The 23,680-nt window shown below is 62.5% G+C and carries 22 protein-coding genes; 17 read left to right on the top strand and 5 right to left on the bottom strand.

Annotation, left to right across the window (positions count from 1 at the left end; all coding sequences use genetic code 11):
- Window positions 1-917 precede the first annotated feature (917 nt).
- From soxX to EK16_RS12160, 14 genes are all read left to right on the top strand, one after another.
- Window positions 918-1,406: a sulfur oxidation c-type cytochrome SoxX gene (gene soxX, locus EK16_RS03840; RefSeq protein ID WP_038034849.1), complete on the top strand. Its 489-nt coding sequence runs from the start codon at window positions 918-920 to the stop codon at window positions 1,404-1,406.
- A gap of 67 nt (window positions 1,407-1,473) precedes the next feature.
- Window positions 1,474-1,941, top strand: a complete 468-nt coding sequence (soxY, locus tag EK16_RS03835; RefSeq protein WP_081910235.1) for a thiosulfate oxidation carrier protein SoxY — start codon at window positions 1,474-1,476, stop codon at window positions 1,939-1,941.
- A 104-nt stretch (window positions 1,942-2,045) separates the two neighbouring features.
- Complete coding sequence (gene soxZ, locus EK16_RS03830) at window positions 2,046-2,369, top strand: thiosulfate oxidation carrier complex protein SoxZ (protein ID WP_038034848.1); 324 nt, start codon at window positions 2,046-2,048, stop codon at window positions 2,367-2,369.
- 55 nt (window positions 2,370-2,424) lie between these two features.
- Window positions 2,425-3,267: a sulfur oxidation c-type cytochrome SoxA gene (soxA, locus tag EK16_RS03825; RefSeq protein WP_197059596.1), complete on the top strand. Its 843-nt coding sequence runs from the start codon at window positions 2,425-2,427 to the stop codon at window positions 3,265-3,267.
- Window positions 3,268-3,681: 414 nt separating this feature from the next.
- Window positions 3,682-5,379, top strand: coding sequence for a thiosulfohydrolase SoxB (gene soxB / locus EK16_RS03820; RefSeq protein WP_081910234.1), 1,698 nt, complete (start codon window positions 3,682-3,684; stop codon window positions 5,377-5,379).
- A 94-nt stretch (window positions 5,380-5,473) separates the two neighbouring features.
- Window positions 5,474-6,757 (top strand): sulfite dehydrogenase, encoded by a 1,284-nt coding sequence (gene soxC / locus EK16_RS03815; RefSeq protein WP_038034847.1) that lies wholly within the window; start codon window positions 5,474-5,476, stop codon window positions 6,755-6,757.
- Window positions 6,758-7,466: 709 nt separating this feature from the next.
- Window positions 7,467-8,060 carry a c-type cytochrome gene (locus EK16_RS12385; RefSeq protein ID WP_051928895.1) on the top strand — a complete coding sequence of 198 codons (594 nt, stop codon included), beginning with the start codon at window positions 7,467-7,469 and terminating at the stop codon, window positions 8,058-8,060.
- Window positions 8,057-8,521 (top strand): thioredoxin fold domain-containing protein, encoded by a 465-nt coding sequence (locus EK16_RS03805; protein ID WP_231573596.1) that lies wholly within the window; start codon window positions 8,057-8,059, stop codon window positions 8,519-8,521. The genes EK16_RS12385 and EK16_RS03805 overlap by 4 nt, the downstream gene beginning before the upstream one ends.
- A 106-nt stretch (window positions 8,522-8,627) precedes the next feature.
- Window positions 8,628-8,954: an ArsR/SmtB family transcription factor gene (locus EK16_RS03800; RefSeq protein ID WP_038034877.1), complete on the top strand. Its 327-nt coding sequence runs from the start codon at window positions 8,628-8,630 to the stop codon at window positions 8,952-8,954.
- 81 nt (window positions 8,955-9,035) lie between these two features.
- Window positions 9,036-9,413 carry an ArsR/SmtB family transcription factor gene (locus tag EK16_RS03795; protein WP_156098471.1) on the top strand — a complete coding sequence of 126 codons (378 nt, stop codon included), beginning with the start codon at window positions 9,036-9,038 and terminating at the stop codon, window positions 9,411-9,413.
- Window positions 9,414-9,507: 94 nt separating this feature from the next.
- A complete protein-coding gene (locus tag EK16_RS03790) occupies window positions 9,508-9,711 on the top strand; it encodes a YgaP family membrane protein (RefSeq protein ID WP_038034844.1) in 204 nt (67 codons plus the stop codon).
- Between the two features lie 253 nt (window positions 9,712-9,964).
- Complete coding sequence (locus tag EK16_RS03785) at window positions 9,965-10,414, top strand: hypothetical protein (RefSeq protein WP_051928893.1); 450 nt, start codon at window positions 9,965-9,967, stop codon at window positions 10,412-10,414.
- A 68-nt stretch (window positions 10,415-10,482) separates the two neighbouring features.
- The gene (locus EK16_RS03780; protein WP_081910231.1) at window positions 10,483-11,241 is read left to right on the top strand and encodes a Crp/Fnr family transcriptional regulator; all 759 of its coding nucleotides are present in this window, start codon (window positions 10,483-10,485) and stop codon (window positions 11,239-11,241) included.
- A gap of 1,046 nt (window positions 11,242-12,287) precedes the next feature.
- Window positions 12,288-12,455: a hypothetical protein gene (locus tag EK16_RS12160; RefSeq protein WP_156098470.1), complete on the top strand. Its 168-nt coding sequence runs from the start codon at window positions 12,288-12,290 to the stop codon at window positions 12,453-12,455.
- A 392-nt stretch (window positions 12,456-12,847) separates the two neighbouring features.
- Here EK16_RS12160 and EK16_RS03775 read toward each other — a convergent pair whose 3' ends face one another.
- The gene (locus EK16_RS03775) at window positions 12,848-14,347 is read right to left on the bottom strand and encodes a cytochrome D1 domain-containing protein (protein ID WP_038034841.1); all 1,500 of its coding nucleotides are present in this window, start codon (window positions 14,345-14,347) and stop codon (window positions 12,848-12,850) included.
- Between the two features lie 248 nt (window positions 14,348-14,595).
- Here EK16_RS03775 and EK16_RS03770 point away from each other — a divergent pair, with 248 nt between their 5' ends.
- The 3 genes from EK16_RS03770 (at window position 14,596) to EK16_RS03760 (ending at window position 19,180) form a co-directional block, all read left to right on the top strand.
- On the top strand, window positions 14,596-15,939 hold the full coding sequence (locus EK16_RS03770) for an extracellular solute-binding protein (protein WP_038034840.1): 1,344 nt from the start codon (window positions 14,596-14,598) through the stop codon (window positions 15,937-15,939).
- A gap of 356 nt (window positions 15,940-16,295) precedes the next feature.
- Window positions 16,296-18,032, top strand: a complete 1,737-nt coding sequence (locus EK16_RS03765; protein WP_051928892.1) for an ABC transporter permease — start codon at window positions 16,296-16,298, stop codon at window positions 18,030-18,032.
- A gap of 2 nt (window positions 18,033-18,034) precedes the next feature.
- Window positions 18,035-19,180 (top strand): ABC transporter ATP-binding protein, encoded by a 1,146-nt coding sequence (locus EK16_RS03760; RefSeq protein WP_231573595.1) that lies wholly within the window; start codon window positions 18,035-18,037, stop codon window positions 19,178-19,180.
- 1,010 nt (window positions 19,181-20,190) lie between these two features.
- Here the strand turns inward: EK16_RS03760 and nirJ are convergent.
- The 4 genes from nirJ to EK16_RS03740 all read right to left on the bottom strand — a co-directional run bounded on the left by nirJ (window position 20,191) and on the right by EK16_RS03740 (window position 23,651).
- Window positions 20,191-21,501, bottom strand: coding sequence for a heme d1 biosynthesis radical SAM protein NirJ (gene nirJ, locus EK16_RS03755; RefSeq protein WP_081910230.1), 1,311 nt, complete (start codon window positions 21,499-21,501; stop codon window positions 20,191-20,193).
- Between the two features lie 6 nt (window positions 21,502-21,507).
- Window positions 21,508-22,023 (bottom strand): siroheme decarboxylase subunit beta, encoded by a 516-nt coding sequence (locus tag EK16_RS03750; RefSeq protein ID WP_038034837.1) that lies wholly within the window; start codon window positions 22,021-22,023, stop codon window positions 21,508-21,510.
- A gap of 144 nt (window positions 22,024-22,167) precedes the next feature.
- A complete protein-coding gene (locus EK16_RS03745; protein ID WP_038034835.1) occupies window positions 22,168-22,629 on the bottom strand; it encodes an Lrp/AsnC family transcriptional regulator in 462 nt (153 codons plus the stop codon).
- Window positions 22,629-23,651, bottom strand: coding sequence for a siroheme decarboxylase subunit beta (locus tag EK16_RS03740; RefSeq protein ID WP_051928891.1), 1,023 nt, complete (start codon window positions 23,649-23,651; stop codon window positions 22,629-22,631). Before EK16_RS03740 ends, EK16_RS03745 begins: the two co-directional genes overlap by 1 nt.
- Between the last annotated feature and the right edge of the window lie 29 nt (window positions 23,652-23,680).

The following is a 23,680-nucleotide window of genomic DNA, read 5'->3' as shown; positions in this document are numbered from 1 at the left end:
AACATACCCCGCCAAAACGTTCCGGAACGGGATAAAATCCCGTTCCGGCATTTTATGGAACAGTCACTGATCGCTGCACTGCCTGCCCCCACTGAATCACACTACATGAGACCCGCATCGTCATACCGTAGATCAGCCGGTATCTCAGGCCATTGACTCATGCGTTTGTGGTACGAGACCTGAGGCTTTCGCCGGGGTGACGAGGAAGGTGGCAACGGTGTGTCGTGGAGTGCGTTGTCTCCCAATAGGGCATATAACTCATAGATAACCCATAAGAAAAACATCATTGCCTGCTTTGTGCCGGCTTTCCCGGGTCCCAAGCGAGACGGTTCTGAAGGGCAGTGGCATGTGCCGGCGGGCATGAGCGACGTTGTATGCTCTGCATGAAGTGCGGCAAAACGTCGCAAATGTGAATGCTTCTTTTCTTGTGCGCATGACATCCCGCCTGCGCCGTCCGCTCCGTTTTGCAATTCACTCGCAACTCAAACGCGCAAATCCGGCGATCACGCCGTGATGCGTAACGGGCCTCCTGCCAGTCGAAAGCGGCGAAAAAATTGATGAAGATCAGGGAATTGAGCTTTTCCTCGCCCCAATTCCCGCCCTCCCGCCATATCGCAAATAGTGAATAAGCAAATCCTCATATTAGAAAACTCTAATAAAACAATTTCTCATATTAGAAGCATCTTTTATAAGACATGTCTAGTATAAAACAGATTTTATTTCCAATTTTACACATTCAGACTTGCAAATATACAAATAGAAGCTAGAGTCACCGGCGCGTTGTCGAGGGCAGCAGGATGCCGGAGCGGCAAGAACAGACAGGCCTTCCGGCTCTGCCCCCGGCGAGGCGGGCCTGCTCGAAGGGCCAAGAGGGCAAGAACATGACAGACGCGAGATTTCGGGAGGGAAAGCAGTCCATGAGGAAAAGTGCGATCGCAGTCATGGCCGGCCTTGCCGGTCTGGGGCTGGCGACCGTCGCCGCCACCGCCGGCGTGGTCAAGGACGACGGTCTGAAGCCCTACGAAATCGTAGGCGACATCGCCATCCCCAAGCCGCTCACCGACAAGCCGGGCGATCCCGCCCGCGGCCGCAAGCTCATCGCGAACCGCAAGAAGGGCAACTGCCTGGCCTGTCACAAGATCGATCAGATGAAGGACTATCCGTTCCACGGCGAAATCGGCCCGGATCTGTCCGACCTGGCCAGCAACATGCCGGCGGAGGAGATCCGTCTTCGTCTGGTCAATCCCAAGGTCATCAACCCGGACACCATCATGCCGGCCTTCTATCGCGTGGAGGGGCTCTACCGCGTGATGAAGAAGTTCCGGGGCAAGCCCATCCTGACCGCCCAGGAGATCGAGGACATCATCTCCTACCTGGTCACCCTCAAGAAGCCTGAGCAGAAGTGACGCCCATCCGCTGGCATTCCTGCCGCGGGCCGGGCGAAAACCGCAACATGTCGAGGAGCTTTAGAGAATGAGCATGATGAAGATCGAGGTCATCGACCGTCGCACCTTCCTCATCGGCGCCGGCGCGTCTGCTGCCACGCTGGCCGCCCTGTCGAACCTGGCGCATGCCACGCCGGATCAGGCCGCGGCCTTCCTGGCCAAGCTCACCGGTGGCGCCCAGCCCGCCGAGGGCAAGGTCAAGCTGGTGATGCCGGAGATCGCCGAGAACGGCGCCACCGTGCCCACCGAGGTCTCCGCCGACAGCCCGATGACGGAAAAGGACTACTGCAAGTCCATTTCCATCATCTCCACCAAGAACCCCAAGCCGCACATCTGCACGTTCCACTTCACCCCGCGCTCGGGCAAGGCCGTGGCCAAGATCCGCGTGCGCATGGCCGAGACCCAGGAGGTGTGGGCCGTGGCCCAGATGTCCGACGGCAAGTGGTACATCGGCAAGACCACGGTGAAGGTCACCATCGGCGGCTGCGGCGGCTGATGCGGCCCTAATTCAGGCGCCCTGAAACGCCGGTGAAAGATGGATCAACGCCCCTCTGACGGCGGGGCGGCAGAAAAACCAAGACGAACGGGAGAACGAAAGCGATGGCGAAGGCACGCGTGAAGGTTCCGAAGACGGCCAAGGCCGGGGAGATCATCACCATCAAGACGCTGATCCGTCACAAGATGGAGTCCGGCAATCGCAAGGACAAGAAGACGGGCAAGCTCATCCCCCGGCACATCATCGACAAGTTCACCGCCAAGTACAACGGCGAGAAGTTCTTCTGGGCGGACTGGGAAGGCGGCGTTTCCGCCAATCCCTACTGCTCCTTCACCTGCAAGGTGGATAAGTCCGGCGAGTTCGAGTTCATCTGGCACGACGAGAAGGGCGAGGAATACACCGCCAAGGCCAAGATCACCGTCGCCTGAATGGATGATGGAACTCAGAAAACGACAGAATGAGATCAGGACAGCGGGAGGAAACATGTCCAGGAAGGTGAGCATGAACGGGCGCGGCAGGAAGCGGGCGGCAGTCGTCGCTTCGCTCCTGCTCGCCGCCGGCCTTGCCGGTTATGGCGCATCGAGCGCAATGGCCTGCGATGCCTGCAAGGGCAAGTACGAGGTGGATGGACGCAAGTCGGGCTATCTCTTCGCCACGAAGGAGACCCAGTCCATTCAGGATGACGACTTCATCAACCCCGGCATGCTCTGGGTCGAGAAGGGGCGTGAGTTGTGGACCAAGGTGGAGGGCGAGGCCGGCAAGTCCTGCGCCAGCTGCCATGGCGAGCCGGAGAGTCTGCGCGGCGTTTATCCGGTCTATCCCAAGTACGATCCCAAGACGGAAAAGCTCATCAACATCGAGCAGCGCATCAACCGCTGCCGCACCGAGCAGATGAAGGCCAAGCCCTGGAAGTGGGAGTCCGAGCCGCTTCTGGCCATGACCACGCTCATCGGCTACGTCTCGCGCGGCCTGCCGATGAACGTGAAGATCGACGGGCCCGCCAAACCCTTCTTCGAAAAGGGCAAGGAGTTCTACTTCAAGCGGCGCGGCCAGCTCGACATGGCCTGCAAGCACTGTCACTACGATTTCGCCGGACGGTACATCCGCGCCGACCTGCTCTCCGAGGGGCGCGGGGGCGGCGCCTTCCCGGCCTATCGTCTGAAGTGGCAGAAGATCGGCTCGCTGCATCGCCGCTTCAAGGGCTGCAACAAGCAGATCCGCGCCGAGCCGTACAAGCCCGGTTCGGATGAATACGTCAATCTCGAGCTCTTCGTGAAATGGCGCTCGCGCGGCCTGCCCGTTGAGGTGCCGGCAGTGCGTCGCTGACGTTTCCCGGCGGAGCCTGGGGTCTTGAGACAGGCGCATCATTCCGCCCGGGAAAACCGGACAAGAGCAAGACCGCAACGCATAAAGGGAGAGGCGCCCGCCTTTGACCGTGGCGCAAACGGGCGCCCTCCCGCCTCTGCCGCCGCAAGGGGGCATAATCAGGCCTCTGCCGGGGCGGCACAGGGAAACGAAAAAAGGATGACCGGAACACCCTGTTGATTTGAATGTCAGGCCAACTGGCAGGAAGGGCAGGGAGGAGACCTGAGAACCTTGAAAAACGGTGACCGCCGATCTGGGGGGAGAGACGGCTGGAATGATCGGACCGGTCATGCATGTGACCGGGAGTGAGACACAACAACCCGACAAGACATCAGACGAACGGATACGAAGAACAACGGGACAGAGGGAAGAGACGTGCTCATTCACAGGCGAGACTTCATTCAGCTGACTCTGGCGGCTCTGGCCATGACCGGCGGCACCGTGGAGGGGCTGCGCCGGGCCGTGGCCGCACAGAAGATCACTCAGGATGAGATCCTGAAATTCAAGCCGAAAGGGCAGGTGACGCTCATTCACGTCACCGACATTCACGCCCAGCTCAGGCCCATCTATTTCCGCGAGCCGGACGTGAACATCGGTGTTGGCGAGGCCATGGGCCTGCCGCCCCATCTCGTCGGCGAGGATTTCCTCAAATATTACAAGATCCGCCGCGGCACCGCCGAGGCCTATGCGCTCACCTACCTCGATTTCGAGGAACTGGCCCGCGCTTATGGCCGTGTGGGCGGCATGGATCGCGTCGCCACCATCGTCAAGGCCATTCGCGCCGAAAGGCCGGGCAAGTGCCTGCTGCTGGACGGCGGCGACACCTGGCAGGGCTCGTGGACGGCCCTGCAGACGAAGGGGCAGGACATGGTGGACGTCATGAACGCCCTCGGCACCGACGCCATGACCGCCCATTGGGAATTCACCTATGGTGATGAGCGCGTCAAGGAGCTCATCGAACAGCTCAAGTTTCCCTATCTTGCCGGCAATGTCATCGATGCCGAATGGGAGGAGCCGGTCTTCAAGGCCTGGCAGATGTTCGAGCGCGGCGGTGTCAAGGTCGCCGTCATCGGCCAGGCCTTCCCCTACACGCCGGTGGCCAACCCCCGTTACAAGATCCCGCAATGGTCCTTCGGCATCCGTGAGGACATGGTGCAGAAGCACGTCGATGACGCCCGCGCCGCCGGCGCCGAGCTCGTGGTGCTGCTCTCGCACAACGGCTTTGATGTGGACCGCAAGATGGCGCGCCGCGTGAAGGGCATCGACGTCATCCTCGTCGGCCACACGCACGATGCCATCCCCGAGCCCTATCTTGTCGGCAACACGCTGCTCGTCTCCTCCGGCTGTTCGGGCAAGTTCGTCTCCCGCCTTGACATCGAGGTGAAGAACGGCCGCATGAGCGGCTGGTCCTACAAGCTCATGCCCGTGTTCTCCGACGCGATTGCGCCCGATCCGGAGATGAAGGCGCTGATCGACAAGATCCGCAAGCCCTATGAGAAGGATCTGGGCGAGGTGCTGGGCCGGGCGGAGACCACGCTCTATCGCCGCGGCAACATCGACGGCACCTTTGATGACCTCATCTGCACAGCCCTCATGGAACGGCGCGATGCCGAGATCGCCTTCTCGCCGGGCTTCCGCTGGGGCCCCTCGGTCATGGCCGGTCAGGACATCACCGCCGACGACGTCTATTCGCAGACGGCCATCACCTATCCGGAGGCCTACCGCGTGGAAATGACCGGCAAGATGATCAAGGACATCATGGAGGATGTCTGCGACAACCTCTACAACCCCGATCCCTATTACCAGCAGGGCGGCGACATGGTGCGCACCGGCGGGCTCACCTACGATCTGCATCCCTACAAGCCCATGGGCCAGCGCATCCAGAACCTGCGCCTGAAACGCACCGGCGAGCCCATCGACCCGCAGAAGAAATATGTCGTCGCCGGCTGGGCCTCGGTGAACGAGGGCGTGGAAGGCCCGCCCGTGTGGGACATCGTCAAGGACTGGATCCGCGACAAGAAGGTCGTGCGCATCCCCAAGAATCGCGACGTCCGGCTGGTCACCGACAAATGATCGGCCCAGGTCTGTCGGTCTGCGTCCTCTAAGAGGAGCGGGCCGGAACGCTCCGATACGTGAAGGGAGCAGGGAGGAAACGCAAGGGTGTGACGTGAAGGACAAACCCGTCAACCGCCGGACGTTGATGAAAGCCGCCGGCCTTGGCGCATTCGCCGCCGGGGCCGGCGCTTTCGCTTCCATCACGGCCTCAAGGAAAGGGCAGGCCGCCGCGGCGGCCGATACAGCACTGGTGCGCTTGAGCGAAAAGCGCCGTCAGGGCGGCCGCCCCGTTCTGGCTGAAGCCTATGGCCGGCCCAGCCCGCATGAGGCCAATGTCGTGCGCCGCGTCATTCCGTGGATGAATCCCACACGGGAATCAAACGTCAGCTTCACCCCCCTGCATGCGCTAGAAGGAATCATCACGCCCAACGGCCTGCATTTCGAGCGGCATCATGCCGGCGCGCCCGACATCGCCCCGCAGGAACACCGCCTGCTCGTGCATGGGCTGGTGGAAAGGCCGCGTGTTTTCACGCTGGAGGATCTGCGCCGCCTGCCCGTGCATTCCCGCTTTCACTTTCTGGAATGCGCCGGTAACGGAGCCCTGGAATGGCGCGGGCCGCAGAACAACGCCGTGCAGTTCACCCACGGCATGCTCTCCTGCTGTCAGTGGACGGGGGTTTTGCTGAAGGATGTGCTCAAGCTCTGCGGGCTGAAGCGCAAGGCCGCCTGGCTTTTGTGCGAGGCCGCCGATGGCGCCGGCTATGCCCGCTCCCTGCCGCTTGAGCATGCGCTCAATGGCGCCATGCTCGTTTTCGCCCAGAACGGCGAGGCCTTGCGCCCCGAACAGGGCTATCCCCTGCGCCTGCTCTGCCCGGGGCTGGAAGGCGCGGCGTCCGTAAAATGGATTGCCCGCATCGAGGTGGGCGATGCCCCCTGGATGACCCGGGAGGAAACGGCCCGCTATGCCGATCTGCGCCCCGATGGCAAGGCGCGGCTGTTCACCCTTGAAATGGAGGTGAAGTCGGTCATCACCCATCCCTGTCCGGAAAATCCCCTGCGCAGGAAAGGCTTGCAACAGCTTTCCGGCCTTGCCTGGTCCGGCCGTGGCCGCATCGTGGCCGTGGATGTGTCCTTCGATGGCGGCGTGAACTGGCAGCCGGCAAGGCTGGAAGAGCCGGTGCTGCCGCGCTGCCTCACCCGCTTTCGCCTGCCGTTTGACTGGCAGGGGGAGGAGCTGCTGCTGCAATCCCGCGCCGTGGACGAAACCGGTGCTGTGCAGCCCACCTATGCCCAGGCCCTGTCCGACAAGGGCGAGACCGGCATCTATCACAACAACGCCATCACCACCTGGCACGTGGCCAGCGACGGAAAGGTGACCCATGTGCGCCTGGACTGAAAGAGAATCATCGCCGGGCGCGCCCCGGCCGGACAAGCCGCGCTCTTCCCGCCGCAATCGGCCGCGCGCGCCGCTGTGCGGTCGGGCATGCATGTTGAACAGCAGCAAATCAAAGAGTGACGTCATGCCCGGGCTTGTCCCGGGCATCCAGGGGCGGTTGATGCAGGTGGCAATGGAAATAAAAGACGGCTCTTCCAGGCTCGGTTCTTCAAGGGAGCGCGCCCTTCAAAGATCATATGGCTCAAGCCAAGCCTGTTGGCGAATACTATCGCCCACCAAAACGGCCTCACCCTTGGCCCTGGATTGCCGGCACAAGGCCGGCAATGACGGTTTTTCTTGGTTTATCAATAAATTGAATAACTCATCCTGCCTGCATATTACACGACACTTATATCGTCATACCGGCGAAAGCCGGTATCTCAGGCCATTGTCTCATGCATTTGTGGCTCAAGCTCCCGGCTTTCGCCGGGGTGACGAGGAAGATGGCAATCTTCTGTCGTGCAGTGTGTCCTGCCTGTCTGAAAGCAATTTCTCATTGATCACTCTGAAAGCGGCAGCACGTCCCCTGAATTTCCTTGGTCAGGTTTGGGCTTTCGCCGGCATGACGATGCATATGTCACACAATGGAGGTGCGGGAAAAAAGAGGCGCGAAAGCCGTCTGCAGCTCCTTTCCGGTGCACTGCGTCGGGCGCGGGCTGGAGTTGCGGCCGTGATCATCGGGCTGTTTCTCGTTCTGGCCGCTGGAGCATCCCCCCGCGCCGAGACCATTGGCCGCCCGCCGACCGATCAGGAGCTGGCCTTGTGGGATACCGACGTGCGCGGGCCCGACGGCGCCGGCCTGCCGCCGGGATCCGGCAGCGTAAGCCGGGGCGAGGCGCTCTATGCTGAGCGCTGCGCCGCCTGTCATGGCGAATTCGGCGAAGGCGTGGGCAACATGCCCGCCCTCATCGGCGGCGAGGGCTCGCTGAGCACGGACCGGCCGCGCCGCACCGTCGGCTCCTTCTGGCCCTATGCGCCGAGCCTCTTTGATTATGTGCGCCGGGCCATGCCCTTCCTTGAGGGGCATACCCTCTCGCCGGCAGAGACCTACGCCCTTGTCGCCTTCATCCTGAACCTGAACGGCATCGTCGATGAGGATTTCATCGCCGATGCCGAAAGTCTGACAAAGGTGCGCATGCCCAATCGCGACGGCTTCGTGCCGGACGATCGCCGCGTCTGGAAGGGCCAAAGATGCATGCGCGCCTGTCGGTCTGCGCCGCGCATTGTCCGTCGCGCCGCCAGCAACGGGGAGAACAGGCCATGATCCAGGCTCGTGAAATGCCATTGCCGCAGCGGCGCCGGGGGCGGGGCCTTCGGTTGTGGTGGCTGGCGGGATGCATGTTCATCACGCTTCTCTTTACCGCACTGCGGCCGGCAGCCGCGGCCACGCTCGTGATGTTCATGAGCGAGACCTGCCCCTATTGCGAACGCTGGATGAAGGATATCGGCGTTGTTTACAACAAGACCGACGAGGGGCGCATTGCCCCCTTGCGTATCGTGGACATTCATGAGCCGCGCCCGAAGGATCTCGAACACATCCGCGGCATCTACTGGACACCCACCTTCGTGCTCCTTGACGATGCCGGGCGCGAGGTGGGGCGCATTGAGGGCTACAACACGGAATACGGCTTCTGGAGCCGTCTGGACAATCTCTTGAAAAAACTGCCGCGTGAGAAGAACCGGCCGCAAAAGGCCGGCGCTGCCGCGGCTGATGACGGAGGCTGATCCCCTCTGTCAGGGGGCGGCACGGATAAGCCGGGCAGGCGGCCAGCAATGAATGAAAGAGGAGAGAAGCCGCCGCCCCGAAGGAGGAAACGCCACGGGGGAGTCCATGAACGCCAAGTCCTTGCACATACCGCCAAAGGAAATGGCCCGCGGGGCCGACAAGGCCAGCAGCTTTCTCAAAACGCTGTCACACGAAACCCGGCTGCGCATTCTCTGCCTTTTGCTGGATGGTGAGAAATCCGTGGGCGAGATCGCCAAACGTCTCGGCATGCGTCAGGCGGCGGTTTCCCAGCAGCTGCAGCGCCTGCGCGCGGAAAATCTGGTGCAGCCCCGGCGTCAGGGCAAGGAGATCTATTATCAGATCGCCAGCCTGGAGGTGCTCGTCTTCATGGAAGTGCTGCACGAAATCTTCTGCCCCACCGATTTGTCGTGAGGGCAGGGCAGGGGTTTTTTCGCGTGATGAAACCTCTGGCGCGCTTAACCCGCTGCAGGTGACGCAAGGGCTGTTGTGCGCTTGACGGCTCATGAGAAAAATCTCATATACGGCCGCATGTCGTATGTGCAGTTCTTTCAGGCTCTGGCGGACGAGACCCGGCTGTGCATCCTCTCCCTGCTGCAGCGCGAAGGGGAGATGACGGTCGGCGACATGGTCAAGGCCCTTGGCGTGCCGCAGTCCCGGGTTTCGCGGCATCTGGCCGTGTTGCGTGATGCCGGCCTGGTGCAGATGCGCCGCGATGCCCAGTGGGTGCACTACAGGGTCTCGGAAGATTTGAGCGACTGGCAGCGGGAGGTGCTGGCGGCCTTCATGCGGGCGCAACAGCGCGCCTGTCAGGCGTCGGACGCCCCCACGTTAGACCGTCTGTCCCTGAACACATCATCCAACCCCTCCTGATCCTGACTGGATCATCGCGCACGGCATTCCCATATGGCATCCTGAAACCCCGAAGGAACGGCCACGATCAGCCTTCAACAAGGGAGCAAAAACCATGACGGCACAATCTCTGACCATGAGCTTTGCCGGGCTGTTCATTCTCATCAGCCTCGGCCTTGCCCATTATTTCGGCCAGGCGGATTTGAGCCAGGTGTCCTGGCTGTGGTTCACCGCCTTCGTCGGCCTCAATCTCTTCCAGGCCGGCTTCACGGGCTTCTGCCCGCTCACCATGGGGCTGAAGAAGCTCGGCTTCAAGTGACCGGACAACGGCACGGGCTCCTTAGGCGCTGAAAGATCCGCCACCGGGCCCGTGAAAAATGAACCATGGTTGAAAGGAGGCTCCGGTTGCTCACCGGAGCCTTTTGCGTCTATGATGCAGATCACGAAAAGGAATCCGGTCGGACACAAGATCGTGACCGGGCCCGAGGGAGAGGGAAGAACCGCCGTTTGGGCCGTGTGCATGCGCGTTGGAACACCGGCGCAGAGGGCGGGGTGTGAGTGAAGGGGAGGCGATGCCGCGCTCGGGGTATCGAGAGAAGTTCACCGGCCGCCTCATCGGCCTTTTGCAATGGGCGCAGTTCGAGGCGTTGTGGGCCCGTCTCGCCGAACGGCCCGAAGGCTGGTATGTGCGGGATTTCAGGGAGAAGACCCTGCCTGAGGCGCCCATGCCGCCCGAAGCCTTCCGCCAGTTCCTGTCCGAGGCGGAGGACTTTCTCCGCCGCCGTCATCGCGAGGACTATTGCGGCTTCCTCTATGTTGACGATCCGGACGATCCCACCTTCATGAAGATCTTCGATCCCCGCAAGATGGGCTCGGCCTGTGGCTGTGGCGGTACGGTGGTGCCGCGCTGGACCATTTCGCGCATGCCGCCTCAGACCGTGGGAGAGGAGGCGGAGGCCCAATCCGGCAAGGAGGAACCGGCCGCGCGCCGGCCCTCTCTCTTGCGGCGGCTGTTCGGTTAGGAACGAAAGGGGCAAGGCAAGCCGGATCCGGGGGCACGGCGACGGATGGCGAGGGAGAGCGAGGTGGCATGTCGCTGACCGAACAGGATCTGGCCCTCATCAGGAAGGTGCCGCTCTTTTCCCGTCTTGACGACGATGCCCTCATGCGCCTGCTGAAGGGCGCCACCCCGCGCGAGTATCCGCGCGGCGTCATGCTCTTTCAGCAGGGCGACCGCGCCGACTGTTTCTACGTCATCCTCGACGGCCTGGTGAAAATCACCCGCCACAGCCCCGATGGTGACGAGGTGGTCATCGGCGTGTTCGGCAAGGGCGCCATGGTGGCAGAGATCGCCATGTTCCTCGGCGGCCGCTATCCGGCCAGCGCCGAGGTCGTCGCCCCGGCGCGGCTTCTGCCCGTGCTCTCCAGCAGCTTCAAGGCCGCGCTCATTTCCGATCCCGACCTCGCCATGGGCATGCTCGCCGCCACCTCCCGCCGCGTGCGCGATCTCGTGGAGGAAATCGAGCACATCAAGGGCCAGACCGGCGCCCAGCGCGTCGCCGACTTCATCGTCGGCCTCTGCCCGGAGGAGGAGGGCGAGGCCCAGATCGACCTGCCCTATGAAAAGGGGCTGATCGCCGCCCGCCTCGGCATGAAGCCGGAGAGCTTCTCCCGCGCGCTCAAGCGCTTGCGCCAGCTCGGCGTGCGCATCCAGCGCGATCACGTCATCATCGCCGATGTCGCCGCCCTCAATCACTTCGCCATGACCGGCGAGGTCATCCCCGTCAGCCCGCCCGAACCAAACGGCACCCCCGCACCCAACGGCAAGAACGGCAACACCGGCCGCTGATCCCAGCCGACACCATGAGCAGGGCGGGACCTACCACTTGCCCCTCACGCCGTTTCCTTGCCGGAAGAGATTTTCAACCGGCCCCGCAACAGTTCGGCGGACTTTCCTGTTGGGTATTACGGATCCCATGACACGACACCCGCATCGTCATACCGGCGCAAGCCGGTATCTCAGGCCATTGACTCATGCATATGTGGCCCGAGCCCTAAGGCTTTCGCCCACGCCTGTCCAAGAAAATTCAGGAAGCGGGCTGTTGCCGTCAAACCGACCAAGGAAAAAGACTTTCCATACGTTGAGCGCTAGTTGCTTAACTCATTGATAAACAATGAGAAAACGTCATTGCCGGGCCTTGTCCCGGCAATCCAGGGCCAAGAATGAGGCGTTTTTGGTGGGCGATGGTGCTTACCAGCAGGCTTGATCTGAGCCGTATGCTTTTTAATGGGAGGTTCCTCTCGAAGGGTAGAGTCCTGAAGAACCCTTCTTGACTGCCAACACCGCATGCGTAAACCGCCCCTGGATGCCCGGGACACGCCCGGGCATGACGTAACTTATTGATATTCCATATAAAAATAACCAACTCCAAGTTCGGGCGATGGTGGGAGAATGCCTTGGTAAAAACATCCATGGTGCATATGAGTGCTTACACTTTTAATAACGAAAATCATTCGCAACGGATAGAGTAATTTGTTTGGGCAACAATGGGCTTTCGCCGGGGTGACGAGAAATATGGCAACGTTGTGTCGTGTAGTGTGCCAGCAGGTTTGGTTTGACCCGTGTGGAAATAAAATGCCGGAACGGGATTTCATCCCGTTCCGGAACGTTTTGGCGGGGTATGTTACCCCGCCATCTATGCCTTAGGCGGGGTTGAAAACAGTGGTGGGCTGATCTGCGGGGTAACGGGAAAGGCGGCAATGCTGTGTCATATAGTGTGATTCCGTTCCGGCAACGATGTATGCCCTGCCGCATGGGGTTCGTGCTATCTTCCGGGTCAAGAAAGGCGGCGACAGAGAGATCGTGCGCCTCATTGCTTGAGGATTTTAAGGGCCATGGCCAAGCATGCTGAAATCACTATTGCCGGAATCGCTGAAGAAGACTGGCGCGAGGCGGAAAGGCTGGCAGCGCGCATCGATGCCGGCGAGGAAGCCGTGATTCCCTTGGACGTGGTGCGCCGCATTCTTGTCGAGGATGAACCGCCCTTGCGTGTTTTTCCGTGAATGGCGCGGCCTGACCCTCAATGATCTCGCCACGGAAACAGGTCTTTCCCTGAATGAATTGCGCGCGCTTGACACGGCAAAGGCTCTCTCCGCACAGGCTGCCGAAGCCATCGCGCCAATCCTGGACATCCCCCCGGACCTTCTGCAGGCATAACGGAGCGCAACACCTCTATCAGGAATTCCTGACGGGCACCCTGCACGACACTTATATCGTCATACCGGCGAAAGCCGGTATCTAAGGCCATTGTCTCATGCGTTTGTGGCTCAAGACCTAAGGCTTTCGCCGGGGTGACGATATGTGTGTGTGTGTGTGTGTCGTGTAGTATGGCCTGCTGGCAGGCACCATCGCCCACCAAAACCGCCTCATTTCTGGCCCTGGATTGAATGAGCGCTCAATGACTCGTCCCCTCCGAGAAGGTGATCTTGTTGTAGACGTTGTATTTGCCCACGGGCTTTTTCATCGGGATGCGCTTGACCACCTTGAAGGTGTTGGCGTCCACCACCAGCACCGCGCCATCCATCTCCCACACGGAGATCAGGGCGTATTTGCCATGCCGGTCGAACTCCACGTGCGCCACCGTCTTGCCCGGCGCGTAATTGAGCACCTTCACGATCTTGAGCGTGCGCTTGTCGATGACCAGCATCTTGTCCTTGTTGGGCCCGAAGAAGACATCGGCCCAGGCATAGGGCGTCTTTTCATGCGAGCGCAGGAAGAAGCCGGGGCCGGGGGTTTTCAGCGTCTTGATCACTTCCCAGGTGTCCATGGCGATGATGCTGATGCGCCCTTCGCCCAGATGCGGCGTGGCCATCACCGGCCGGCCCTGCCAGGTCCAGGTGATGCCGCTGCCCAGATGCGGCAGGCCGGGCAGGGGGATGTGCGCCACAACCTTGCCCGTATTCATGTTCAGCACCAGCGCCCCCTTGTGCGCGCCGCGCGCGGCCCCCAGAAGATGATCATAGGACGGATCGAAGAAGAAATCGTCCACCGGCTCCGGCACGGCAATGCGGCGGATGGTGGGCTGCTCCGCGTCCGGATCGGGAATCTCCCACACTTCCGGCACATCCTTCAGCGCCACCACCAGGCTCTTGCGCGGCCGCGCCTGATAGACGGCCGAAACCCGCGACGTTTCGCCGTTTGCCGCCCGCACAGGGATGATGTGCTTCAGCGAAAGGTCGCGCGCATCCAGCAGCACCAGCGTGTGCGGCAGATAGTTGGCCACGGCAATGACGCTGCCATCGTGGGAAATGGCGATGTTGCGCGTGTTGATGCCGGCGCGCACCTCCGCCACCACGTCGAGCGTGTAAAGATCATACTTGGTCACCCAGCCATCGCGCGAAGCGAAGAAGACATAACGGCCATCGGGCGTGAACTTCGGCCCGCCGTGCAGGGCATAGCGGCTCCTGAAACGGGCAAGGCGCTCAAATGTGTCGCCATCGAGAATGCTCACGTGATGATCGCCCGATTCCACCACCACGAACAGGTTCAGCGGATCGGCGTTGAACTGCGGCCTGGTTACCGAATAATCGACATCGACGGGAATGTGCCGGCTGGCCCGGATCTCCTTCTCTCCCCACACCGGCATGCTGGGAAGCGGCGTGTAGATGTATTTAACCAGCGCGGCGATTTCCGCCTCGCTCAGCGTGTCGCCAAACGCCGGCATCTGGGTGGACACGCGGCCCTTGGCGATGACATCCGCCGCGCGGCTTTTGCGCAGGCGCCTGAGATTCTCCGGCAACAGCGCCGGCCCGGTGCCGCCCAGGCGCCCAGCCCCGTGACATTCGGCACAATGCTGCGCATAAAGCGCCGCCGCATCGGGCTCTTTCGCATCCTTTGCATGGGCTGCCGGCATCAGCAGCGTCAGCGCCAAGGCGGCCGCCAGAATGGTCTTCATGCCAGTGCTCCCCTTCCTCGTGCCTGTATCGCGCACTAAACCATGCCCCGCAGGGGCCCTTCCTTGACCCAGGGCAAATGCGGCATTGACGCCGTCTCACGATGGGATAAGCTGATCCATACCGGCGGCTCGCGCCGGTGTTGCCCGGGGCTGCCCCCAGGTTGCCGGAGGCTGCCTCCAAGTGAAAAGACCGGCGCGAAGCCGGCGATACGCGCGTTTCTTCACACCTTTTCAGGGAGGATATCACAATGTTCGCGCGCACTTTTCTGGCGGCCGTCGTGATCTCGGCGACGGCGGTCCTGCCCGTTTCCCTCAAGGCCGCGGAGATCGAGAACAGGCTGGTGGTCGTCACCTCGTTCCCGAAGGATCTCACCAGCGTGTTCAAGCGCGCCTTCGAGGCCAAATATCCCGGCACCAAGGTGGACATGCTGAAGAAGAAGACCACCGCCGGCGTGAAATACATTCAGGAAACGGCCTCCAACAACACTTCCGACATCTTCTGGGCCTCCGCCCCGGATGCCTTCGAGGTGCTTAAAGGTGACGGCCTGCTGGCCAAATACCAGGTGAAGGCCAAGGGCATTCCGGAGAAAATCGGCGCCTTCCCGCTCAACGACCCGGACGGCTATTACAAGGGCTTTGCCGCCTCCGGCTACGGCATCATGTGGAACACCCGCTATCTCAAGGCCAAGAAGCTGCCCGAACCCAAGGAGTGGGAGGACCTCGCCAAGCCCGTCTATTTCGGCCATGTCGGCATGTCCGCGCCGTCGCGCTCCGGTACCACGCACCTGACGGTAGAAACCGTCCTGCAGGGCAAGGGCTGGAAGGAAGGCTGGGCCCTGTGGAAGGCCATCGGCGGCAATCTGAAAACGGTGACGGAGCGCTCCTTCGGCGTGCCTTCGGGCGTGAACTCCGGCGAGTTCGGCATCGGCATTGTCATCGACTTCTTCGGCTTCTCGTCCAAGGCCACGGGCTATCCGGTGGAGTTCCGTTATCCCTCCACCACGGCGCTGGTGCCGGCGAACATCGCCATCGTGAAGAACGCGCCGCACCCGAAAGCGGCGGCGGCCTTCATCGAGTTCGTGCTTTCGCCGGAAGGCCAGAAGCTGCTGCTGGATCCGAAGATCCAGCGCCTGCCGGTGCGCCCGGAGCTGTATGACGGCCCGGCGAAGCACCTGCCCAACCCGTTCAAGGGCGAGATCGCGGCCAAGGTGGCCTTTGACGTGAAAAAGTCCAAGGCGCGCTACAACCTGGTGAACTCGCTGTTTGACGTGATGATCACCTACCGGCTGGACGACCTGAAGGCGGCGACGAAGGCCATCCACGAGGCCGCCGCAGCCCTGGCAAAGAAACCGAACCCGGAGGCGCAGAAGCTGCTGGACGAGGCCCGCGCGCTGGTCGCGGCGGTGCCCATCGACGAGGCCAAGTCGCTGGATCCGGAATTCGCCGCCATCTTCAAGAAGAAGCGCAAGAAGAAGACGGACAAGGTGACGGGCCGGCAGGCCGAAGTGGAGCAGCAGTGGGACGCCATGGTGAAGGCCAACTACGAGAAGGCGAAAGCGCTGGCCGAGAAGGCGAAGGCCATGGTGCAGTGAGCTGATGGCGGCGGGCGGCGCGTATGTCCCGGAATTGCTCCTGGCGTGCCGCTCAGCTGTCTTTATCGGTGATCCGGTCACGCAGGCGCCTTCATATACCTCCCCCTGGCAGGGGGAGGTCGGCCCCGTCAGGGGGCGGGAGGGGGTCGGGCCAGACGCTCATGAGTTTGCTGCCCGATCCCCTCCCTGTCCCACCTCCTCTCAGGGGGGCGCAAACGGCATCTCAGGTGGAATCAGAAATATGACACCGGGATTAATGATCGGGTTGGAACACCCCCGGAATTGTCCGGCGCACCAGTGAACGGCTTCGGAGGAAACGAATGAGCGCCACGGGCACAGCGGCAGGCGGCCGGAAGATGGCGGGCGGATTTGTGCGCGATGTCGTTGCCGCCTGGCGACAGCAGAAGGGCGCGGCGCTGCTGGCGCTGGCCATCTTCGCCTTTCTCGCGCTGTTTTTGCTCATTCCGGTGGCGCAGGTGGTCTATGTGGCGTTTCTGGACGCCAACACCGGCGCGTTCACGCTGGTGAACTTCCTCGATTTCTTTCGCACGCCGCTGTTCCGGGAGTCCTTCTACAATTCCTTCTACGTCTCCTTCATGTCGGTGGTGGTGGCCACCATCATCTCGCTGCCGCTGGCCTATTTCACCTCGCGCTTCAACTTCGCCGGGGCAACATTGATCCAGACCCTCGGCGTGCTGCCGCTCATCATGCCGCCGTTCGTGGGCGCGGTGGCCATGCAGATGATTTTCGGCGCCAACGGCTCCATCAACCTGCTGCTGGATGAACATTTCGGCTTCACCATTCCCTTCATGGAGGGGCTGAACGGCGTCATTCTCGTGCAGTCCATTCATTATTTCCCGTTCATCCTCATCAACCTTTCCGCCAGCCTGAACACCATCGACCGCTCCCTGGAAGAGGCGGCGCAGAACCTGGGCGCGCACGGGCTGCGCCTGTTCCGCCGCATCGTGTTTCCGCTGGCCATGCCGGGCTATGTGGCGGGCGCAGCACTGGTGTTCCTGAAAGTCTTCGACGATCTGGGCACGCCGCTGCTTTTGAACGTGAACACCATGCTGGCGCCGCAGGCATACTTGCGCATTTCCTCCATCGGCATTTCCGACCCGATGGGTTACGTGATTTCGGTGATGCTGGTGGTGTTTTCGCTGCTGTCGCTGTGGGTGGCGCACCTGGCCACGCGTGGGCGCGAATACGCCTCGGTGCAGAAGGGCGGTGGCGGGCTGCTGCGGCGTGATCTCAAGCCCTGGGAAAAGGCGGGGGCCTATGCGCTGATCCTGCTCATCCTGCTGGTGGTGCTCTCGCCGCACATCGGGCTGCTTCTGCTCTCCTTCGGCACCATCTGGTCCTTCTCCGTGCTGCCGGATGGTTTCACGCTGGCGCACTACCGGGAGGTGTTCACCACCGCCATGCCCTACATCACCAACACGCTGCTCTATGCCGGGCTGGCGGCGCTGTTCGACGTGATGCTGGCCACGGCCATTGCCTACATCGTGCAACGCACGCGGCTGCCGGGGCGGCACGTGCTGGACTACATCGGCACGGCGGCGGTGGCGGTGCCGGGTGTGGTGCTGGCCATCGGCTTCTTGCGCACATTTCACGATTTCGTGCTCCCCGGCGTGGGCAAGCCGCTGGCCACGTGGTGGGTCATCATCGTGGTGGCGCTCACCATCCGCCGCCTGCCCTATGCCCTGCGCGCCTGTTCCGCGGCCTTGCAGCAGGTCTCCGTGACGCTGGAGGAGGCGGCGCAGAACCTGGGCGCCGGGCGCTTCGAGACGGTGCGGCGAATCGTGGTGCCGCTCATGGCGGGGGGTATCGCCGCCGGGTTCGTCACCGCCTTTGCCACCGCCGCGGTGGAGCTTTCCGCCACCATCATGCTGGTCTCCAGCGAGGCGGACGCACCGCTCTCCTATGGCATCTACGTTTACATGCAAACGGCGGCCGGGCGCGGGCCGGGCGCGGCGCTGGGCGTGCTGGCGGTCGTCATCGTCGGCTTCGCCACGTGGCTCTCGCACCGGTTCGTGGAACGCCAGCGGGCGCAGGCGGCGCTGGATGAGCGCATGGCGGCGCAGGGTGTGTAAGGATGGAGAAGGCAATGCACCAGACGGCGGAGAGACAGGCAGGAGCGTCCGCACAAAAGAAGACGGGCAATAGCCCGGCGCCGAAGCGCATTCTCATCGAAGACCTGCACATCTCCTTTGGCGACACCCACGTGCTGCGCGGCATCAACCTGGAGATCGCGCCGGGAGAGCTGTTTGCCTTTCTCGGGCCGTCCGGATCAGGCAAGTCCACGCTGCTGCGCGCCATCGCCGGCTTTGGCCCCCAGCCCAGGGGGCGCATTCTCATTGGCGATGAGGATGTCACCACGCTGCCGCCGTGGGAGCGCAACGTGGGCATGGTGTTTCAGAACTATGCCTTATGGCCGCACATGACGGTTTGGCAGAACGTGGCCTTCGGCTTAAAGGAGCGGGGCGTGCCCAAGGCGGAGATCGGCCCCCGGGTGCAGGAGGCCCTGGAACTGGTGGGGCTGGCACACCTGGCGCAGCGGCGGCCGTCGCAGCTGTCCGGCGGGCAGCAGCAGCGGGTGGCGCTGGCGCGCACCATTGTGGTGCGGCCGCAGGTGCTGTTGCTGGACGAGCCGCTTTCCAATCTGGACGCCAACCTGCGTGTGCAGATGCGGCGCGAGCTGAAGCGCCTGCAACGGGAGCTGGGCATTACCACCGTGTTCGTCACCCATGATCAGGAGGAGGCGAACACGCTGGCGGATACCATGGCGGTGCTGGAAGGCGGCGTGATCCAGCAGGCGGGGCCGCCGATGGAGCTGTATGACAATCCCGCCAATCTGTTCGTGGCCGGCTTTCTGGGTGCGGCCAACCGCCTGCCGGGGCGGGTGGTGGCGCGCAATGGCGAACGCCGGTTCGAGGGGCCGGCGGGCTTCGCCGTTCCGGTGGCGGCGGATGAGCCGGAAGGCGAGGCACACGCGGTGTTCCGCCCGCAGGCGGCGCACCTGCTGGAGCGCGGAGCGGCGGCATGCGAGGGCGAGGTGTGTGTGCCGGTGCGCATCAGCCACGCGGAGTTTCTGGGGCCGGTGGTGCGCTATGGCGTGATGGTGGGCGAGCACGAGGTGCTGGTGGACGAGCCGCATCTGCCCGGCCAGCCGCCGCGGCGGGAAGGCGACGAAGCCGCCCTAAGCGTCCGGCAGGACACGGTGCGCGTCCTGCGGGCATGAATGGCTGGCATCCCTGCTCAAAGGCTTTCCAAAGTTTCGATAGCCAACCTTCTTCGTCATTCCCGCGAAAACGCATTGGTATCCAACTAAATTTGCTCTATGCGCTACGAATGATTTTCGCCATGAAGCGCGTGATTAATCACATGCTACACAGATGCCTTTATCCAGGCATTTTTTACCTCCTTACCCAAGCCTGGGAAGCTGTTATTTTTTATATTGAATATCAACTATTTACGTCATCAACTCAGTTGCCCTTGATATCCTTTCCATACATGAAACACTCCTTTTCTCCCTCCCCCTGGTAGAGGAAGGGGCAGGGAGGGGGTCGGGCGACTTAGCGCTGCGCTTGCGGCCCGACCCCCTCCCGGCGCTTCGCGCCGACCTCCCCCTATCAGGGGGAGGTTAGGATCATGCACTCTTTCTGCCTGCCGCCCGCTGCACCAGGACCAATTCAGCTTCTGACGACAAGTGTTTGTTTAATTCATTGAAAAACCATAAGAAAACGTCATGCCCGGGCGTGTCCCGGGTATCCAGGGGCGGTTTACACATGCGGTGATGGCAGTCAGAAATGGTTCTTACGGGCTCAAGCTCTTACTGCCGGAAGGATATTTTATATCCTTCCGGAACAGTTCGGCGGGGTTTTAAACCCCGCCAAAACGTTCCGGAACGGGATAAAATCCCGTTCCGGCATTTTATTTTCATACGACGCAAATCAAGCCTGCAGGCGGGCGCCATTGCCCTTGCCAGAAGAGGCTTCAACCTCTTCCGGAACGGTTCAGCGGGGTGTTCAATCCCGTCTCAGGCATGAATGGCGGGGTCACATACCCCGCCAAAAACGTTCCGGAACGGGATACAATCCCATTCCGGCAGTCAGACAGCCCTGAATCCGTTATCTGACCTCCAGTCGCTCGGCTTTTGTTCCCTCCCCCCTTCCAGGGGGAGGTGAAGCTCGCCAGCGCTCAAATTCATCCATTCCCGGGTATTTCTCCGGATGAATGAGGCGGTGGCGCTCACGCGCCGGTGGCGGCGGTGCGGCGGCCGCGGAAGGGGGTGAGTTCCACTTGCCGCCCCTGACCGCTCACGCCGATTTCCGCATCCGTGAGATAACAGGCCGGATCCTCCGCCCATGGATCACCGGTGAGCTGCTGGGCGCGCACGCGCGTGTTGCCGTTGCAAATGGAAAGATACTGGCATGCGGCGCAGCGGCCCTTCACCGGCCGCGGCCGCTGTTTCAGCCCGGCCATGAGCGGATCGGAGGTATCTTCCCAGATCTCCGAGAAGGGCCGCTCCTTCACGTTGCCCAGCGTATGATGCCACCACATGGTGTCGGGGTGCACATCCCCCACATTGTCGATATTCGCCACCATCACGCCGGACTGATTGCCGCCCCAGGCCTCGAGCATGCGGCGCACATGCGCGGCATGGCGGGGAAAATGCCTTTCGACCCACAAAAGCAGGTACACGCCGTCGGCATCGTTGTTGCCGGTCACGAACTGCCGGCCCGTGCCGTTCTCCGCCTCTTCGAAGGCCACCTCAAACAGCCGGTCCATCACCGCGCGGGTATGCTCGCGCGCCGCATCATCCATGCGGTTCTTGTTGCCGCGGCCGGCATAGACGAGGTGGGAGAAATAGAACTTCTCAACGCCCTCGTCGCGCACCAGCGCCAGCATGTCCTCGAACTGATGGGCGTTGTCCCGCGTCATGGTGAAGCGCACCCCCACGGGGATGACGGCATCGCGGCACAGGCGGATGGCCTGCAGCGACTTGTCAAACGCGCCCTTCATGCCGCGGAAGGCATCATGCACCGCGCCGATGCCATCCAGCGAAATGCCGATATAGTCAAAACCGATGTCGGCAAGATCCGCGATCACCGGCTCGGAAATGAGCACGCCGTTGGTGGACAGCGCCGTATAGAAGCCCATCGCCTTGGCCCGGCGGGCGATGTCGAAAATGTCGGGCCTGAGCAGCGGCTCGCCGCCGGAGAGGATGAGCGCCGGCACGCCATAGGCTTTCAGGTCGTCCATGACGGCACAGACCTGATCGAAGGAGAGCTCTCCGGGAAAATCCACATTGCCGGAAATGGCATAGCAATGCTTGCACAGAAGGTTGCAGCGGCGGATCAGGTTCCAGATCACCACCGGCCCGGACTTTCCGCGCCCGGATGCGGGGCGTGCGCTCTCCTTGCGCGGCGCGGCATTGGTGGTGTCTCCTTGTGCTTCACTGCGCGCCGCCGTTAACGGGCTGGCGCCTTTAAGCCGCGGCGGGGACGTGCCGCGTTCAAGCGCCACCAGAGCCTGCATGTAGTGACTGAGCCGGAACATAAGCCCTCATCCTTTCGATCCGTGGGGAATGGGCGTCACATCGCGCCGGATGCGCAGGCCCGCCTTTTTCAGGATGCGCGTGGAATACAGAACGTCAAAGGAGCGCACATGGGGCTTGAGCACCGAATGGATGCGCGCCACCTTGCCCTCCACTTCCGCCCGGCTGCGGCCATGCACCATGGCGAAGAGATTGTAGGGCCATTCCGGCAGGGAGCGCGGCCGCAGATAGCAATGGGTGACAAAGGGCAGCGCCCCCACCTTTTCGCCCAGCTCATCCACCAGCTCATCCGGCACGTCCCACACGCTCATGCCGTTGGCCGTCCAGCCCAGGCGATAATGATTGGGCACCAGCCCGATGCGCCTAATCACGCCGCGCTCGGCCATGGCCCGCATGCGTTCAAGCACCTCCTGCGGCTCAAGCCCGGTTTCCTTCGCCACCTCCGCCCAGGGATCGGGCACCAGCGGCAGCCCCGCCTGCGTGGCGGCGATGATGGCCCTGTCCTTCTCATCGATGCGCTGCATGACCCTTCATCCGCTCATGCCCTTGTCTGGCCGGCCGTTTCCTCCCGTGAGAATCCATGAAAGCCCGCCATTTTCTCCGCCGGTCCGTCTTCGCACCCCGCCGCCACTTCTGGCAGACGGCCAGAGGGCTTTCCGGCCCCATGGCTATACCGGCACGCGAAAGCCGATGAAATATTCCTTCAGCTTCGGTGCCCGCAACACGGAAAGCCCCGTACGCGCCTCGATGTCCTGTAATACCTCCTCGATGCGCTCCGGCGTTTCCGCCGCCACCACGAACCACATGTTGTACTTATGGGCGCGCTTGTAGTTGTGCGCCACCTCGTCATAGGCGTTGACCAGCGCCGCCACTTCCTCGAAGCGCGCCTCCGGCACCGCCAGCGCCGCCAGCATCACCGCCCCGCCCATGCGCTCGGCATGATACATCGGGCCAAAGCGTGTGGCCGCCCCGATCTCCAGCAGGCGCTTCAGCCGCGCGATCAGGTCCGCCTCGCTGATGCCCAGCTCGCGCGCCACCGCGGCATAGGGGCGCTCCACCAGCGGAAAGCCGCCCTGCAATTCGTTGATGATGCGCCTGTCGATCTCATCCAGTTGCGCACGCAGGGGCATCACGCCGCTCCCATCTTCAGTCCGGCCGAAAACCGCGCGCCGCACTGCTTGTACCGCTTGCGCGAGAACAGCACGGCATGGGGTACATCCGGCAGGGCAAGGCGCGCCGCCAGCCGTTCGGCCAGGGCCTTCACCCGCTCCAGCACCTGTGCCCGCTCCCGGCCATGGATCATGCAGAAGAGATTGTACCGCCAGTCAGGCAGCCGCCGCGGCCGCCGATAGCATAAGGTCACGCACGGATCCGCGGCGATGAGCGCACCGGCCGCATCCACCCGCGAATCGGGAATGTCCCACACCACCATGGCATTGGCGCGAAAGCCCAGTTTCCGGTGATGCACCACATAGCCGAAGCGGGTGATCACCCCGCCCTCCAGGAGGGCACACAGCCGGGAAATGACCCGCTCTTCCGTGCTGTTCAGCTGCTGCGCCACCGCGCGATAGGGGCGGGGGACAAGGGGAATGCCGTCCTCGATGGCGGCCAGAAGCAGCCTGTCGAAATCGCTCACCACCGCGCGTGCGGGCGCACGCACCGGGCGCACCGGCCGGCAGGGTGAGCGCGCAAGACCCTTCTCATCCGGCGCCGAAAAGCCAAGGTCGATGTGATAGGCCGCTTCCATGGGCAGATCCAGAATGCCAAGCCCCGTTGCCGCGGCGATCCGGTTCAGCGTGGCCTGCACAGCCGCCCGGTCCGCCGCCGTCACCACGAACCACAGATTGTATACATGATCCCGCGCGTAATTGTGAGTCACTTCCGGCTGCCCGGAAACAATGGCGGCGACATCATCCAGGCGCTCTTTGGGCACCTTCATCGCCGCCAGGGTGCTGGCCCCGGCCGTGTTCGGCCGCACCACCGCGCCCAGCCGCGAGAGGATGCCGGCATCCAGAAGCGCCTGCGTCCAGGCGATCAGGTCCTCTTCTGTCAAGCCCTCTTCCTGCGCGACGATGGCGAAGGGGCGCGGCAGAATCGGAAAGTTGCGCTGCCAGCGCTGCAAGCGGGCTATGTCCTGCGCCTTAAGCTCCACCGTCGCCTCCCTGCCCGTGTCGTTTGCGC

Source organism: Thermopetrobacter sp. TC1 (genome assembly GCF_000746275.1).
GTDB lineage: Bacteria > Pseudomonadota > Alphaproteobacteria > Rhizobiales > Aestuariivirgaceae > Thermopetrobacter.
The sequence above is the reverse complement of the archived record's forward strand: the minus strand, read 5'-3'. Positions and strand labels throughout refer to the sequence as shown.